This is a genomic window from Nocardiopsis oceani, assembly GCF_054777395.1.
In genome coordinates, this window is the sequence record NZ_BAAHAR010000036.1 from 41,723 (window position 1) to 58,609 (window position 16,887).

Here is a 16,887-nt window from a genome sequence, read left to right on the forward strand (position 1 = left end):
GGTGGTCCGGCTCGGTCGGAGTCCAGGTGGTCCGACTCAGTCGAACGTGTCGATGGTTTCCATGGTGACCGCGTCCATGATCCGGATCTCGTCCAGGCTTTCGGAGAGACTGGCCAGGACCTCGCCCTCGGGGTGGACGGTCAACAGGACGAAGGGGAGGATGTCCTCGTCCTCGTCCGGGGTGCGGTCCTCCGCGGTGGACCGGTGCCAGACCCGGGCGGAGAGGTAGCTCATGCCGTCCTCGTCGGCCTCGGTCATGTAGACGGCATAGAGCAGGTCGTGAACCGGGTTCGCCTCCACCTTGATGAGGTCGCCCTCGGGCTCGTTGTCCGGCTCGTACTGGATCCCTTCGCCGCTTTCGAGGTCGAACACGACCGGGCCGTCCTCGTGGATGGCCAGGACACTGTCCTCGTCCAGGAACGAGAGTTCGTTCCAGTCGCCCCACGACAGCCAACCTGAGTCGAACAGCTCTTCCTGGCTGTCGGCGTCCCACACCGTCAGGCTGTAGCCGGTCATGCCGGCCACCCGGGTGCCCTCGGGGGAGTAGCGGAGGTTGCGTGCGGCGTCGGTGGTGTAGTGCTCCGACACTTCGCCGGTGTCCAGGTCCAGCGGGTAGACGCCCCCGCTGTCGTCTCTCGTGCTGTCGTCGGCGAGGAGCACGCTCCGGCTGTCCGGTGTGAAGGCGACGGACCGCACGCTCCGGTCGTTGAAGTGCCTGGTGTGCTCCCCGGTCTCCAGGGAGATGATGTGGGCGCCCTGATCCGAGCCGAGGCCGATGTAGCAATCGTTCGGGCTGAACACCACGGGCCGGTAGGCGTCCGTCGGGACCGGGACGTCGGCCAGGGCGGTCCGCTCCTCCCAGTCCCACAGGGAGACGACGCCGTCCTGGCGCTGCACCGCGAGCACCGAACCGTCACTGGAGAAGCGGACGGAGGAGGCGTCCTCCGGGAGGGTCGGCTCGGCGTCGGCTGCCTCGACGTACTCCGGGGCCAGGTGGACGGCGGGGTCGCACTGCTTGCGCCCGGGCTCGTCCTCTTCTTCCTCCTCCGAGGCGCTCTGCAGGAAGTCGCCGTCGGTCACCGCCCACACACCGGCGCCGGCCACCAGTACGAGGGCGGTGGCTGCGGCGCCGACGAGGGCGAGGGTGCGGCCCTTGGTGCCCTTCTTCGGCGGGGCCGGCGGCGCTTCCAGGTAGGGGCGGACTGCGGCGCGGTGGTCGTGCTCGAAACCGTCGAGGACCGCGACGGCGGTCTGCGGCAGCCACGCCCCGGCCCCGGGGACCGGCGGGACGGGGCCGCCGAGGGCTTGGAGGACCTGGTCGGCCCTGGGCCTGCGGGCCGGGTCCTTGTCCAGGCAGGCGGTGAGCAGTCCGACCAGCGGCTCCGGGACGCCGTCGAGGTCCGGGTCCTGGTTGCCGATCCGGTAGAGGACCGCGGAGGGGTGCCCGTCGCCGAACGGGCTCCGGCCCGTGAGCGCGAACACCAGGACGGCGCCGAGGGCGAACACGTCGGCCGCGGGGCCGGACTCGTCGCCGCGGGCGGTCTCCGGTGCCATGTAGCCGGGGGTGCCGGCGAACTCCGGCGTCTCGCCGCCGGGGGCCTCGTCCATGGCCCGGGAGATCCCGAGGTCGATCACCCGCGGGCCGGGCGCGGAGACCAGGACGTTGCCGGGTTTGAGGTCGCGGTGGACCACCCCGGTGGAGTGCAGGTGGGCGAGGGTGCGGGCGATCGCGCGGCCCATGTGGGCGGCCGTGAATTCGGGCAGGGCGCCGACCCGGCGCACCATCTCCTGGAGCGAGGGGCCCAGCACGAACTCGGTGGCGAGCCAGGGTTCGGAGCCGGTGGTGTCGGCGTCCAGGACCCGGGGGAGGTCGCCGCCGGTCACCTGGAGCGCACGGTGGACCTCGCGCGCGAAGCGCTCGCGGAAGTCGGGCTCATAGGCGAACTCGGGCCGGACCACCTTGATCGCCAAGGGCTGGTTGCCGGCCCCCAGGCCCAGGTAGACGTGGCCCATACCGCCGGATCCGAGGGTCGTGACGATGCGGTAGCGGCCGATCCACTCGGGCGGTCCGTCGTGGGGTGGGGTCATGGGTGTGCTCGCGTTCTACGGGGTTCCGCGCGAATCTTACTGGTTGGCTTCGTGCGGTTACGGGGCGGTGCGGGGGTTTCGAGTGCTCATCGGACGTTTTGGTTCGGTGCCGTGCACCGGAGATGGTGGGCCATCACCCGCCCGGCTCCGGCTCGGTGCCCTTAGTCGGGTCCTCCGACGGTGTGGGTGTCCAGGAGGGTCTCCGGGTCGAGGAACACCAGGTGGGAACCGCGGGTGCCCTCCTCCGCGACCACGATGGTCTCCCCGTCGGGGTGCACGGTGACCCGGTCGTGCAGGAGGGTGTCAACAGATGTCAGTTCCTCACCGGTGGCGGCGTCCCACTTCCGGCCGCCGTTGTGGGCGCCTCCGGACAGCAGCGCCGAGCCGTCGTGGGTGAAGGCGAGGCTGTCGATGGTCTCGGGGGTCTCGAGCTCCGCCGTGGTCTCTCCTGAGGCCAGGTCGTGGAGGGTGACGTTCTCCAGGTCGGGGTGGTGGAGCGCGACCAGGGAGCTGTCCGGGGCGAAGGCCGGAATGCAGGCCTCTCCCAGACCCGTATAGCCGGGGGGATCCCCGTCGCCGGGGAGCTCGACGACCGTTTCCCCGCTGTCCACCTCCAGCACCGCGATCCCCGGGTCCCGGCTGACCTGGCGGGCCACCGCGACGTGGGTGCCGTCCGGGCTCATCAGGACCTCGACGGACTCGCCCGAGTCGTGTGCGATCTCCGTCTCCATCAGGACCCCGTCGTCTCCCCGGCTCCAGTCCCACACGGTTGCGGTGCTGCGTTCGGGTCCCTCCCGCACGAAGGCCGCCCTGGTCCGCTCGTCCGCGAGGGAGACGGAAACGTGCGGTTCGCTGCTCCCGGGGGTTTCCGGGGAGGTGCGGGCCTGGTCGTCCTCCTCGCCGTCCGGCCACACCCGGACACCGTCCTGGGTGCCCATGCCCCGCATACCGTCGGCGCTGACGTCGAACGAGGCCGGGATCCCTTCGCCGGTACCGGGGCGTTCCCCTTCGCCGGGGTCCAGGGGCTCGCCCCCGCGCCAGTCCCAGGCGGTGTAGCTCTCGCCGGTGAGGACGTACACGGTGTCGCCGTCGGGGGAGAAGCGGATGGTCTCCACGGCCCCGGGCAGGTCCGGGTGGCTCGGGTTCGTGGAACCCTCCTCGGATTCCGCTCCCTCGCCCGCTGCTTCGTCTGAAGTTTCCCCGGCGCACCCGTCGGCGGTCCCGTTCGGGTCGCCCTCCCAGGGGCGCACGGCGGCCAGACCGGCCCCGGCCAGCAGCACGGCGGCGGCGAAGGCGGTACCGGCCACCAGCGCGACCCGGCGGCGCTTCGGGGCGGTTGGCGCGGGCGGCTCCGGCGGGGCGACGGGCACCGAGGTCGGGTTCACCGCTCACCACCCGGTGCAGGACCTGCGGTGCGGGGCCGGTGCCGAAGGGCGGTCGGCCGCCGGCCGCGTAGACCACGGCCCCGGCGAGGGAGAAGACGTCGCTCGCGGCGGACTGCTCCCGCCCCAGCACCGTCTCGGGTGCGGCGTAGGTGGGGGTCCCGAACGACAGCCCGGTCTTGGTGAGGACGGTGCCCTCGACGGCGCGGGCGATGCCGAAGTCGATCACCCGGGGGCCGCCGGGCGCCACCAGCACGTTGCCGGGTTTGAGGCCGCGGCGTGCCGCCCGGCGCCGTCCGTTCCGAGGTAGACGTGGCCCATGCCGCCGGAGCCGATCAGGGCGAGGATGCGGTAGGGGCCGACCTGCCGGGGGTCGTCCGAGGTGGTGGGGTGCACGTGCGCCTCAGCTCATCTCGTTGATCACGTCGAGGGTCTCGGGGTCGAGGATGACCAGGGTGTTGTCCCGGGCGAAGGTGGCGACTGCCTCGCCGTCGGGGTGGGTGGCCACCCGGTCGACGAGCAGGGTGTCCCCGGTGGTGAGCTCCTCCCCGGTGGCGACGTCCCAGGCCCGGCCGCCGGACGGCCCTCCGGTGGGGTTGAGGGCCGTTCCGGCGGAGTAGAGGGTCTGGCCGTCCGAGGAGAAGGCGAGCCGGTCGTGGCTGCGTTCCCATTCGATCTCGCCGACGACCTCGTCCTCCTCGTAGTCGTACAGCTCGATGTCGCCGTAGCTGACGTCCACGGCCATGAGGGGTTCGGTCGGGGAGAGGGCGGCCGAGTGCTGCTCGGTGCCGTACTCGGGGGTGTCGTCCCTTGCCTCCTCCGCCATGGCGGCGACCTGGTCGAAGGTGTCGACCTCGTACAGCTCCACCTGGGGGTAGTGGTTCAGGTAGTCGAGCATCAGGTGCCCGCCGTCGGCGGAGAACTCGGCGTGCGAGGGGGCTTCCCCCAGGTCGAGGGTGTGCTCGACGGTGTCCTCCTCCCGGTCCCACAGGTACAGCCGTTCGCCCTCCTCGAGGTAGACGGTGACGGCGACCGTGGAACCGTCGGGCGTGATGGCGGTGGTCCCGTAGTCGATGACGTCCTCGGGGTCCTCGTCGTCCACGGTGAAGGAGTCGATGCTCTCCAGGTCGGGGCCGAGGACCTCGAGGGAGTCGTTGTAGCCGACGGCCGTGACGCCGTCGTCGGCGGGGGCGACGGAGTGGGGCCTGGGTTCGATGCTGTGCTGCAGCTCGCCGCTCTCCCAGTCCCAGAGGGTCACCTGGTCGGCGTGCACGTACACGCCGGAGCCGTCCGGGGTGAACGTCACGTGGTTGATGAAGCCGTCGATCCCGGCGTCCGGGCCGCTCTCCGCGGCCGCCCCGTCCTGGTCGTCGTCGGAGCCCCCGCCGTTGTCGGCCTCCCCTTCGGCCCCCTCTGTGGCGGCCTCGTCGTCGGACCACGGGGCGACCGCGGCCAGCCCGACCCCGGCGGCCAGGACGAGGGCGGCCGCTCCGGCGCCCGCCGCGATCAGGCCGGTGCGGCGCTTCTTCGGCGGAGCGTTCAGGAGCCCCGTGGTGGACTGGTCGGACCCGGAGTGGGCCGCGTGCACCACCTGGTGCGCGGCGTTCTGGTGGGCGTTGATCGAATGGTTGACCTGCGCTGGGAGCCAGCCGTGGTCGGCGGAGGGCAGGGGCCGGTCGGAGAGGGCCCGGACGATGTCGTCGGAGGTCGGCCGCTCGGCGGGGTCCTTGGCCAGGCAGCGGGCCAGGAGCGGCCGGATGCTCTCGGGAACGCCGTCCAGGGCCGGATCCGCGCTGACCACCCGCGGCAGGACCTCGGCGGCTTGGCCGCTGCCGAAGGGTGCCCGGCCGGTGGCCGCGTAGGTCACCACCCCGGCGAGGGAGAAGACGTCGCTGGCCCGGCTGGTCTCGTGCCCCATGATCTGTTCGGGCGAGGTGTAGGAGGGGGTGCCGAAACCCTGGCCGGTCTTGGTGAGGACGGTGCCCTCGACGGCGCGGGCGATGCCGAAGTCGATCACCTGCGGGCCGCGCGGCGACAGCAGCACGTTGTCCGGCTTGAGGTCGCGGTGCATGAGCCCGGCGCCGTGGACTGCTTGGAGGGCGCGGGCCAGGCCGATCGCCAGGACCCGGAGGGAGTCCTCGGGGAAGGGGCCGTTCTCCCGGAGCGCCTTCGACAGGGTGGGTCCGGGGACGTACTCGGTGGCCATCCACGGTGTCGCGGAGTCGGGGTCGGCGTCCACCACGTCGGGGGTGAACGGTCCCGCGACCATCTGTGCGGTACGCACCTCGCGGGCGAAGCGGGCGCGGAACTCGTGGTCCCGGGCGAGGTCCTGCTTGACCACCTTGAGCGCGGCGAGGCGGCCCGCCGGGGTGCGGGCCAGGTAGACCTCGCCCATACCGCCCGCGCCGAGGCGCGACAGGAGACGGTGGGGTCCGATGTGGCCTGGGTCGGATGGGGTGAGCGGATGCACGGGTCGGGATTCCTAGCGTTCGTGGCGGGCGTGTACCTGGAGTGATGGGGGCCGACGTGGTGTGACGTCCGGTGCGGGTGATTCGTTCGGTTTGGGACTGGTGGGTTCCCTGGGGCGGTGTGCCGCTGGGACGGGGACACGGTCGCCCCTCCTGCCCGGGGCGGCGGTTCAGCTGATCTCGTGGGTGTCCCGGAAGGTCTCGGGGTCGAGGAACAGGACCGTCGTCCCCTCGGTGTCGGAGTCGGCCACGGCGATCGCCTCCCCTCGCGGATGGACGGCGGGTCTCTCGTAGACGACGGAGTTGTCGGCGGTCAGGGCCTCCCCGGTTTCGGTGTCCCACACGTGGCCTCCGGGGTTCATGCCGCTGGCGGTGCGTCCGGTGAGCAGTTGGGATCCGTCGGGGGTGAACGCGACCCCGAAGGGCGTACCCGGGGAGTCGAACTCGTGGACGGCCCCGCCCTCGGCCAGGTCGTACAGGACGGTGGTCTCCTCGGTCGCGCCGCTGACCCCGATCAGCGGGCCCTGAGGGGCGAAGGCGTGGTCGTAGACCGGGTGGAAGCCGTCCTCGTCGGGCTCCTCTTCGGGGAACTCGGCGACGGTCGCGTCGTCGGCCAGGTCGATGACCTCCAGCCGCGGTAGGCCGCTGCCGTGGTCCACCACGAGGTACGAGCCGTCGGGGCTGACCTCGGGCGCCATGACGTCCATCTCGCGTTCCCACACCACGGTGTCGTCGGCCCAGTCCCACACCCGGACGGTGACGTCCTTGTCCAGGTCGCGCTCGCGGAAGGCCACCAGGGACCCGTCCTCGGACAGGGACACGCTGTCGAACAGGTCGAGTTCGTCCGGTGCCTCGGACGTGTAGGAGGCCAGTTCCCCGTGTTCGGAGTCCCAGAGCGTGACCCGGTCCTCGAAGGCGCCCGCCATGGTCCCGTCGGCCCCGAGGTCGAAGGAATGCGGGCGCGTCCCTTCCGCCTCGGAGAACGCGGTGTCGACGAGTTCGCCCTCGCGCCAGTCCCACACCGTGACGGCGTGCGAGGTGTTCACGTACAGCTCGTCCCCGTCTGGCGTGAAGTACATGCCGTTGAAGGTCCCGGGGAAGGCCGGGCCCTGGGGCTGATCGTCGGTGTCCCTTCCGGTCCTGTCCTCAGCACCTTCCTCGGACCCCTCCGGTGCGGAGTCCCCCGGGTCTGCCGGGTTCCCGTCGGCGCTGTCGGCGCCCTCCCAAGGGCGGGTGACGGCCAGGCCGGCCCCCGCCAAGAGGACCGCCGCCGCCCCCGCCGCCCCGGCGACGAGCAGGCCGCGCCGCCCGCGCCGACCACCGGACCGGCCGGGCGACGGGGCCTCCGAGGGCGCCGCCACGACCCGGTGGAGCTCCTGCTGCCGGTCGTCGATCTCCCTGCTCACCTGGTGGGGCAGCCACCCCTGCTCGGCGGGGGGCAAGGGGCGCGCCGACAGCGTGCGGACGATCTCCGCCGAGGCGGGCCGCTCGGCGGGGTCCTTGGCCAAGCAGCGGGAGAGCAGGGGGCGCAGCCCTTCGGGGACCTCCGACAGGCGGGGCTCCTCCGAGACCACGCGGTGCAGGATCTGCGCGGCGGCGGCCCGGCCGAACGGGGGAGTGCCGCAGGCGGCGTGGACGACCACCCCGGCGAGGGAGAAGACGTCGCTCGCCGGGCCGGTGGTGTGGCCCAACACCTGCTCGGGTGAGGCGTAGGAGGGGGTACCGAAGGCCTCGCCCGTCTTGGTGAGGACGGTGCCCTCGACGGCGCGGGCGATGCCGAAGTCGATCACCTGCGGGCCGCGCGGCGACAGCAGGATGTTGCCGGGCTTGAGGTCGCGGTGCATCAGTCCGGCAGCGTGGACGGCTTGGAGCGCCTGGGCCAGCCCCAAGGCGAGGACCCAGAGGGTCTCTTCGGGGAAGGGGCCGTTGGCCCGGACTGCCTCCGTGAGGGTGGGTCCGGGGGCGTACTCGGTGGCCATCCACGGTGTCGCGGAGTCGGGATCGGCGTCCAGCACCGCGGGGGTGAAGGGTCCGTGGACCCGCTGCGCGGTGCGCACCTCGCGGGCGAACCGGGCGAGGAAACCGGTGTCCTCCGCCAGCTCCGGCCGGACCACCTTCACGGCGGCCAGCTGGTGGCCGGGCGTGCGCGCGAGGTACACCTGCCCCATGGCGCCGGCGCCGAGGCGGGCGAGGAGCCGGTTGGGGCCGACGTGGTCCGGGTCGGAGGAGGTCAGCGGTTTCAACGGTTGCCGTCCTGGGTCGGGTTCGGTTCGGGTCGGGTTCGGGTCCGGCCCGCACGGTGCTGTGCGGGCCGGTCTGGTTCGGCGGGGACCGGCGAGGGCTGGGCGGTGCGGAGGTCAGGGGAGCACGCGGAGCTCCTCCAAGGAGTCGGGGTCGAGCAGGGCGACGTTGCCGTCTTCCTGGACGGCGGCGACGGCCTCCCCCTCGGGGTGGAAGGCCACGGGTCGGGGCGCCGGTGCGTCGTCCTCCGCGAACAGGTCCTCACCGCTGTCCAGGTCCCAGAGGTACGCGCTGTTCTCGCTGCCCCGGTAGGTGGCACCGTCCAGGGCCTGGGGTGAGGGGACCGTCCAGCTGAGGTGGAGGAGGCCGAGTCCGGCGTCCGCGGCCAGGCCGGTGATGTGCGCGTCCTCCTGATGCGACTCGTGGTACTCAGTCACGGGGAAGCGGCCCAGCTCGGTGCCCTCCTCGAAGTCCCAGTGGATGAGGTGGTCGTTGCTGACGTAGACGAGCTCGCTCCGGCCGGGGACCGCCGCGAAATGGTAGGAGGTGGCGTCCCGGATCACCTCCTCGGGTTCGCCGGTCCCGGCGTCGCGGACGGTGATCGTGTTCGCGTCGGCGGTGGCGACCCGCTCCTCGTCCAGGTACCCGATGCCCTGTACCAAGTCGCCTGTGGCGGCGTCCCACACCGAATCCAGCTCCCCGGTGGCCGTGTCGACGACGCCCACGGACGGGAGGCCGGACTCGTGCTCGACGACGACGGCGAAGGACGCCCCGGAGGGGGAGAAGTCCGTGAGCCGACCGCCCCGAGGGCTCTCCAGGCCGTCCTCGACCCGTTCGGACTGCGGCCCTGCATGCTCCGCGGCCGTACCCGAGGGCAGGTCGTAGGTGGTGACCAGAGCGTTCGGCGGGCCGTCCTGCTCGTGTTCGACCAGGTCGAGCGCGGCCACCGTGCAGCCCACCTGGGCGAACACCGGGTTCCCGTAGCCGTACACGGCCTCGGTGGGGCGGGCGATCTCCTCTTCCTCCCGCCAGTCCCAGAGTGTGAGCCCGTGGTTGTGGCTGGTCACCGCCAAGACGTCCCCGTCCGGGGAGAAGTCGAGCAGCATGGCGTCGAGGTCGTCGATATCGTCCGCGGGTTCGGCGGAGCCGTTCCCGTCCAGGCAGTCGGCGCCGCTGATGAGGCCCGCGCCCTCCGCACCCTCCGCCCCCTCTTCGGAGCCGTCCGTGCCGTCCCCGGACCCGCCGACCGGCCAGCCCAGGCCCCAGGCCGCACCGGCACCGATGACCAGGACGAGGGCCAGCCCGCCCGCGACGAGCGCCGCGGTCCGACCGCGCCCTCCCCGCCCGGTCCCCCCGGCTCCTTCGCGGGAGGCGATGAAGCGGCGGGCCTCGCCCTCGTGGCGCTCCACGACGGCGACGAGACCGGGCGGCCACGGAGCGGGCACGGAGGGACCGCCGAGCATGCGGACCAGGTCGGCTGCGTCCGGGCGCAGCGCCGGATCGGACTTGAGGCAGGCGTCCACGAGGCCGCTGAGCTGGACCGGAACCCGGTCGAGTCCGCCGGGGCCCTCGACACCGCTGGCGGCGAAGCACAGGGTCGCGGCCCACGCGAACACGTCGGTCGCGGGGGCGGCGCCCCCTTCGGGCGGGGCGAACGAGGGGTGCGGGGCGCGCCGCTCGATGCCGGCCACGGCCCATTCGAACCCCGCGTCCGCGATGACCGCGTGCGCCCGGGTGAGGACCACCCCGTCGGGCCACAGGGAGCCGTGCACGCGGTCCGCCGCGTGCAGGTCCGCCAGCCCTTGCGCGAGGGCCAGCGCCAGCGGGTGCAGGGCCGCCGGGGGCAGCGGGCCGTGCGCTCGGACCAGCTCGGCCAGGGTCGGACCGGGTTCCCGTCCCACCGCCACCCAGGGTGTGGCCGCTCTCAGGTCAGCGTCCACGACCGGGGCGACGTAGGTGCTGCGCACCCCGCGCGCGGAGTCCACGAGGTGTGTGAAGGTGCCGCGGAAGGCAGGGTCGGAGGTGTACGCGGAGCGGACGATCTTCAATGCGGCCGGGGGCCGTCCCGGAGCCGAGGCCAGGTAGACGCGCGCGCAGGCGTCCTCGCCCAGCCGCGCGTGCAGGCGGTGGGAGCCGAGGGCCGGCGGGTCGTGGGGGCGAAGGGGAAGCATGGGTCTCCTCGCTCTACCGGGTGCGGTGCTCTACCGGGTGCGGGCGGGGGTCAGCGGAAGCTCTCGAGTTCTCCGAGGGTCCCTGGGTCGAGGAGGGTGACGGCCCGGTCCTGCTCGTTGAACCCCGCGACGACCTCGCCTTCGGGATGCACGGCCAGGCTCAGGGAGAGCTCCGCCATCTCGATCCCTTCTTCCCCGAGCTCCTCCTCGGTGCCGTACTCCGCCCCGGGGGCGTGGTCCCAGACGAACAGTTCGACGGTGGTCCGGCCGTCCGTTCCGTCATCGGGGTCCGTCGAGTAGTAGGTGTACAGCCGCTCCGCTCCGGGGTTGTACGCGAACTCGACGAGCTCCCCTTCGGGCTCCTCGGTTTCGGGGATGAACTGCCAGCCCTCGTCGCTGTCACCGGTGAACTCGTAGTGGACCGGACCCTCGGGCTTGGCGAAGAAGAGCTCACCGCCGCCGAGCAGTTGGACGCCCGAACCGATCCCGGAGGGGACGTCGAACTGGTCGAAGACGATCTCCCCGGTCTCGGCGTCCCATACCTGGAGCGTGTCGATGTGGTCGGTGCCCGCGACGTGGGCGCCGTCGGGCGCGTACACGACGTCCGTGAAGCTGGTGGAGTCCTCGTAGACCAGGGTGGTCTCTCCGGTCTCCATGTCGATGTCGTAGACCGTGCCCTCGTGGTCGGTCTCGTAGTCCGCGACGGTCAGGGTGCTGCCGTCCGGTGCGAACGCGATCCCGTTCAGGTTCCGGCCCCCGGAGTGGACCGTGTGCTCACCGGTTTCCAGGGAGTACACGTGTGCGCCGGCGTCAGAGGCCCAACCGATCAGGCAGTCGTCCGGGCTGAACCGCGCCGGGCCGTGGCCTTCCGCACGGTCCGCCTCGATGAGGGCCAGTTCGGTGGCGGACTCCCAGTCCCACAGGGCCACGCCCTGGTTCCCGGACACGGCGAGAACGGAGCCGTCGTGGGAGAAGGCGCTGTTGACCAGGACCGTGCTGGCCGGCACGGTCGGGCTGTCTTGCGCGGCGCCGGTGAGTTCGGGGGCCAGGTGCGTGGCGGGGTCGCACTGCTCCCGCTGAGGCGGGCCTTCGGCGGACTCCTGCGCGTCGTCGTCCTCCGCCACGAGGTCCCCGAAGGGCAGGGCCCAGGCGCCGAAACCGCCGACGAGTCCGAGGGCCAGGACGGCCGCGCCCGCCACCAGGAGGCCGCGCCCCTTCGAGCCGGGCCCGGCCTCCGGCTGGATGGCCCGGTAATCCCGGGTGGCGCCCTCGATCTCGGCCGCGGCCCGGGGCGGTAGCCACGCGGACGCGGAGGGCGCGGGGGCAAGGGGCCCGCCGAGGGCTTGGAGCGTCTGGCCGGCGGTGGGCCGCCGGGCGGGGTCCTTGTCCAAGCAGGCGGCGAGGAGCCCGCTCAGCGCGGGGGGTACGCCGTCCAGGTCGGGGTCGGCGTTGTTGGTGCGGTACAGGACCGTGGAGGGGTGCCCGTCGCCGAAGGGGCCCCGTCCGGTCAGGGCGTGGACCAGGATCCCGCCGAGCGCGAAGGAGTCGGCGGGCGCTCCGCTCGGTTCCCCGCGGGAGGCCTCCGGGGCCATGAAGCCCGGGGTGCCGATGATCCGTGCGTCGTCCTCCGGGCCGTCGGCCTCCATGGCCCGGGCGATGCCGAAGTCGATCACCTGGGGGCCTTCCGCGGCCACCATCACGTTGCCGGGCTTGAGGTCGCGGTGGGCCAGCCCCTGCCGGTGCACGTCCACCAGGGCCTGGGCGACACCGCGCGCGAGGAGGACGGCGGAGCCTTCGGGGAGCGGGCCGGTCCGCTCCACCAGGTGTTGGAGGGAGGGGCCCCGCACGTACTCGGTGGCCAGCCACGGCACTTCGCCGGAGGTGTCCGCGGCGTACACGCGGGGGATGTTCGGTCCGTGTACGCGCTCGGCCAGTGCCAGTTCGTGTGCGAACCGCTCCCGGAACTCGGGGTCGTAGGCCCGCTCCGCGCGGACGACCTTGACGGCGGCGGGACGGCCGTCGCGGTCCAGTCCGAGGTAGACGCGGCCCATACCGCCGGTGCCCAGGAGCGCGACGATCCGGTAGGGGCCGACCTGCCTCGGGTCGTCTGCGGCGAGCTGGCGCATGGGGGCTCTCGTGGTTCCGGTACGGGGTTTCAGGCGAAGTTTACTGTGTGCCCCGTGACGGGTGTTGCGCGGTGTCCTATCCCGAACACACCTTCCCGAACCGCCGCGGTGGCCCCGGCCCCGGCCTCGTGTCCCGGCCCCGTGTCCCGGGCCACCGGCGTCCACCGGTGGGTCAGTAGAGTTCGCCGACCTGCTCGAAGGTCTCCGGGTCGAGCAGTACCGGGGTCTGGTCCCCGGCGGTGGTGGCGGCGATGACCTCCCCTTCGGGGTGGAGGGCGAGGTGGCGGTAGGAGACGGGGTCGGACAGGCCCGCCAGCAGGTCCTCGCCCGACTCCAGGTCCCAGGCGTACTGCCTGTACTCCCAAGAGCCGGCTTCGGTGGCCACCATCCACACCGCGTGGACGATGTTCCGGTCGGGGTCGACGAGCAGCTGGCTGAGGGAGGGTTCGTCGTCCGTCTCGAACTCCTCACGGGTGAAGGAGGCGACCTCGCTGCCGTCGGTGTAGTCCGTGACGACCACCGTGTCCCCTTCGAGGTAGGCGACCTGGGTCTCGCCGGGAACCGCAGCCAGGCTGGAGTCGGTGGATCCCGGGACGGTGTACACCGCCTCACCGGTGTCGGCGTTCCAGATGTCCACCTCTCCGTGGTTGTTGGTGGCGAAGTGGTCGTCGTCCACGAACCGGGTGTTGTAGTGGAGCCCTTCGGCCACGGTCACCCCGGACTCCCCGGTGGCCGTGTCGATGACGACCGTGCTCTCCGAGTCGCGACTGACGCCCTGGTCCAGGGTGAGGACCAGCCTGCCGCCGTTGGGGGAGAAGTCGACGGCGCCCGCGTCCTGCGGGGTGGCGATCCAGCGGTCGTTCTCGTCCGGGCGCTCCTGGGGGCCGAGGTGCTCCGTTGTCGTCCCGGAAGGCAGATCGTAGGTGTGGGCGATGGTGACGTTGTACTCCCGGTCCTCGTAGCCGACCAGTTCCGCCGCGGCCACGGCACAGCCGACCGGGGCGAACACCGGGGCGACCATGCTGTCCGTCGCCTCAGTGGGACGCGCGATCTCCTCGCCCTCTTGCCAGTCCCAGATCATGAGCCCTTCGCTGGAGGCGACCGCCAGGAGGTCCCCGTCCGGGGAGAAGTCCATGTCGCCGACCTGGGTGTCCGCGGGTACGGGCTCCTCCGGGGGCGGATACTCGATGCCGTCCGCACACCCGGCTTCACTGATCAGCGGCTGCCGGTCCCCGTCGCCGGAACCCGCGGTATCCGCCTCTCCATCCCACCTCGTGTACGCGAACACCGCTGCTGCGAGGACGACCAGGGCCATGGCGCCGCCGCCCAGAGCGAAGAGGAGACCGGTGCGCTTCGGGCGAGCGGTGTCCCCGCCGGGGTCCCCGGGCGCTGCGGGGGGCGCGGCGGCCAACATTGAGCGCTGCTGTTCGGCGGCCGCGTCGATCGCGGCACGGACCGGCGGCGACCAGGCCGAGGGCTCGGCGGGTCCGCCCAACATCCGGACCAGGTCTTCCGAGCTGGGACGCAGTCTGGGGTCGTGCTTGAGGCAGGTGTCCACCAGGCCGCGCAGCTGCATCGGGACCTGGTCGAGCCCGTCGGGCCCCTCGATACCACTGGCGGCGTAGCACAGGGTCGCCGCCCAGGAGAACACGTCGGTGGCCGGTGATGCCCCGCCTTCGGGTGCGGCGAACGCGGGGTGCGGCGCGCGCTGGTCGGTGTCGGAGACCGCCCACTCGAGCCCCGGGTCGGCCAGGATCGTCGACCGGGCGGACATCAGCACACCGTCCGGCCACAACGACCCGTGGGCGCGGTTCGAGGCGTGCAGGTCGGCCAATCCTTGGGCCAGCGCCAGCGCGAGCGGCCTCAGCGCGTCCACCGGCAGCGGACCGTGCCGGCGGACCAGGTCGGCCAGGCTGGGTCCGAGCGGGCGGGTCACGGCGACCCAGGGAACGGCACCCCGGGTGTCGGCGTCCCGGATCGCGCACACGTACGGGCTGGCCAGCCCTCGGACGATCTCCACCTGGTGGGAGAAGGACCCGCGGAAGCCCGGTTCGGTGGCGTACTCCGGGCGCACGACCTTCACCGCGACCGGGCCGCTGTCGTGGGCGGACCCCAGGTAGACGCGGGCGTAGGCGTCCTCGCCGAGCCGGGCGTGCAGGCGGTACGGGCCGACGGCGGGCGGGTCGTGCGGGTGGAGAGGGAACATGGGCCTTACCGGGTGAGGGGACGGTTGCGGATCGGACCCCCGGAGGGGCCGGGGGCATCATGGCTCGGACCGCCGGGGCCGGGGCGTCAGGGCTGGGTTGGTTCGGGCGGGGTTGGTTCGGGCTGGGGGCGGTCACATCTGTTCGATGAGGCGGAGCTCGGCGGCGTCGATGATCCACATGCCCGTACCGGTGCTGGGGACGCCCATGATGACCTCGCCCTCCGGGTGCACGGCGATCTCGTGGAAGAAGCCCTCGGGTGAGTCGGCGGTCAGGTCCTCCCCCGTCGAGTACTCCCAGACCTTCATGTAGGCCTCTTCGAACTCGAAGTCACTCGGGATGTAGGTGACGTACACGCGGTCCGCCTCCTCGCTGTACTTGACGTCGTGCACTTCGAAGCCCTCTTCGAGGTCCTCGTCGCGGTACTCGATGTACTCGTCGGAGTCGCCGAAGCCCTGCCGTACCGCGCCCTCGACTTCCGGCATCAGGAGGTTGCTGTTGTCCACCATGTGCAGGCTGGTGGGACTGAGCCAGGGGCTGCCCTCCCCCTCGGCCACGATCTCCCCGCTCTCCGTGTTCCAGATGAACACACTGTCGAGGGTGCCCTGGCCTGCCACGTGTGCGCCGTCCGGGGTGACGTCGAGCGCGGTCACGATGCCGGAGCCGTCGGTGAGGCTGTTGACCAGCTCCCCCGAATCCAGGTCGTAGATCTGGACCGACGCATCGAGCGCGCTGTCACCGGCTCCGAGGATCAGCTGTGTACCGTCGTCGGAGAAGGCCATGGAATCGACGACGTACCCCTCCGAGTAGACCGTGTGCTCTCCGGTCTCCAGGTGGTACACGTGCGCACCGTCCTCGGAGGCGTAAGCGAGCAGGCAGTCGTCCGGGCTGAAGTGGGGGTGCCCGGTCCCGGAAGCGATCTCCGTCGGGATCCGTGCGATCTCCTCCTGTTCGCGCCAGTCCCACAGCGCCACCCCTCCGGTGCCGGTAGCGACGAAGACCTCGCCGTCGTTGGAGAACGCCGTGTAGAACATGCCCTCGTCGTCGTTGGGGGCCGTGGGCTCGTCCTCGGCGGCCTCGAGGAATTCCGCGGCCAGGTGCTCCGACGGGTCGCAGGTCTCGCGGTCGACCGGTTCGTCGTCCCCGGAAGCGGTCTCGACACCGCCGCCGATCAGGCCCGCCTGGTCGGCACTCCACGCGCCCAGCCCGGCGACCATGACCAAAGCGGTGGCGGCCGCCCCGGTGATCAGGAGCCGACGGCCCAAGGAGCCCTTCCCCCTGGAGGCGGTGGCTGAGCGGACCGCGTTCTCGTACTCGCGGGCGATCCCGTCGATCCGTTCGGAGGCCGCGGGGGGCAGCCACGCGGCGGCGGCCGGTGCGGGCGCGGTGGGGCCGCCGAGGGCCTGTAGGACCTGTGCGGCGTTGGGCCGGGAGGCGGGGTTCTTCTCCAAGCAGGCGGTGATGATCCCGCGCAGCGACGGCGGGACGGCCGCGAGGTCCGGGTCCAGGTTGCCGATGCGGTACAGGACCGTGGAGGGGTGGCCGTCGCCGAACGGACCCTGCCCCGTCAGGGCGTGGACCAGGATCCCGCCGAGCGCGAAGATGTCGGCGGGTGTGCCGTTCCCGTCGCCGTTGACGGTCTCCGGGGCCATGAACCCGGGGGTGCCGACGAACCGGTCCTCCTCCCCGGCGTCCTGCGCGTCACCCATGGCGTGGGCGATACCGAAGTCGATCACCTGGGGGCCGGCCGCGGAGATCATGACGTTGCCCGGCTTGAGGTCGCGGTGGACCAGCCCGGTCGCGTGGACGCGCTCCAGTGCCTGGGCGATGCCCCGGGCCATGAAGCGCACGGACTCCTCCGGGAGCGGCCCGGTGTCGTGCACGAGGTCCTGGAGGGAGGGGCCCATGACGTACTCGGTGGCCAGCCACGGGGTCTGGCCAGAAGTGTCGGCCGTCAGCACCCGGGGCGTGTAGTTGCCGTGGACGCGCTGGGCGAGTTCGAGCTCCCGGGCGAACCGGCCTCGGAAACCGGGGTCGTAGGCGTACTCGGCGCGCACGACCTTGACCGCGGCCGGCGAGCCGTCGGGTCCCAGGCCGAGGTAGACACGGCCCATACCACCGGAACCCAGCAGAGCGACGACTCGATAGGGGCCGACCTCGCACGGGTCGTTGGGCGCTGGTTGCTGCATGGTGCCCTTCCGGGGAAT

General features: G+C 72.3%; 9 protein-coding genes and 1 pseudogene. All 10 read right to left on the reverse strand.

Annotated features, from left to right (window positions below):
* Positions 1–36: 36 nt before the first annotated feature.
* The 10 genes and pseudogenes from ACYVDG_RS21580 to ACYVDG_RS21625 all read right to left on the reverse strand — a co-directional run bounded on the left by ACYVDG_RS21580 (position 37) and on the right by ACYVDG_RS21625 (position 16,869).
* Positions 37–2,088, reverse strand: a complete 2,052-nt coding sequence (locus ACYVDG_RS21580; protein ID WP_460756434.1) for a WD40 repeat domain-containing serine/threonine protein kinase — start codon at positions 2,086–2,088, stop codon at positions 37–39.
* A gap of 161 nt (positions 2,089–2,249) precedes the next feature.
* Positions 2,250–3,473, reverse strand: a complete 1,224-nt coding sequence (locus tag ACYVDG_RS21585) for a WD40 repeat domain-containing protein (protein WP_460756437.1) — start codon at positions 3,471–3,473, stop codon at positions 2,250–2,252.
* Positions 3,474–3,570: 97 nt separating this feature from the next.
* A pseudogene (locus ACYVDG_RS21590) lies at positions 3,571–3,726 on the reverse strand (serine/threonine protein kinase); the annotation flags it as partial.
* Entirely contained in the window at positions 3,696–3,866 is a 171-nt protein-coding gene (locus tag ACYVDG_RS21595) for a hypothetical protein (RefSeq protein WP_460756440.1), read from the reverse strand. The gene ACYVDG_RS21595 and the pseudogene ACYVDG_RS21590, both read right to left, overlap by 31 nt.
* A 7-nt stretch (positions 3,867–3,873) precedes the next feature.
* Entirely contained in the window at positions 3,874–5,940 is a 2,067-nt protein-coding gene (locus ACYVDG_RS21600) for a WD40 repeat domain-containing serine/threonine protein kinase (RefSeq protein WP_460756444.1), read from the reverse strand.
* Between the two features lie 168 nt (positions 5,941–6,108).
* Positions 6,109–8,181, reverse strand: a complete 2,073-nt coding sequence (locus tag ACYVDG_RS21605) for a WD40 repeat domain-containing serine/threonine protein kinase (protein ID WP_460756448.1) — start codon at positions 8,179–8,181, stop codon at positions 6,109–6,111.
* Positions 8,182–8,295: 114 nt separating this feature from the next.
* Positions 8,296–10,350, reverse strand: coding sequence for a hypothetical protein (locus ACYVDG_RS21610; protein ID WP_460756451.1), 2,055 nt, complete (start codon positions 10,348–10,350; stop codon positions 8,296–8,298).
* A 50-nt stretch (positions 10,351–10,400) separates the two neighbouring features.
* A complete protein-coding gene (locus tag ACYVDG_RS21615; protein WP_460756456.1) occupies positions 10,401–12,476 on the reverse strand; it encodes a protein kinase domain-containing protein in 2,076 nt (691 codons plus the stop codon).
* A gap of 172 nt (positions 12,477–12,648) precedes the next feature.
* On the reverse strand, positions 12,649–14,682 hold the full coding sequence (locus ACYVDG_RS21620; protein ID WP_460756460.1) for a protein kinase domain-containing protein: 2,034 nt from the start codon (positions 14,680–14,682) through the stop codon (positions 12,649–12,651).
* 132 nt (positions 14,683–14,814) lie between these two features.
* On the reverse strand, positions 14,815–16,869 hold the full coding sequence (locus ACYVDG_RS21625) for a protein kinase domain-containing protein (protein WP_460756465.1): 2,055 nt from the start codon (positions 16,867–16,869) through the stop codon (positions 14,815–14,817).
* Positions 16,870–16,887 lie beyond the last annotated feature (18 nt).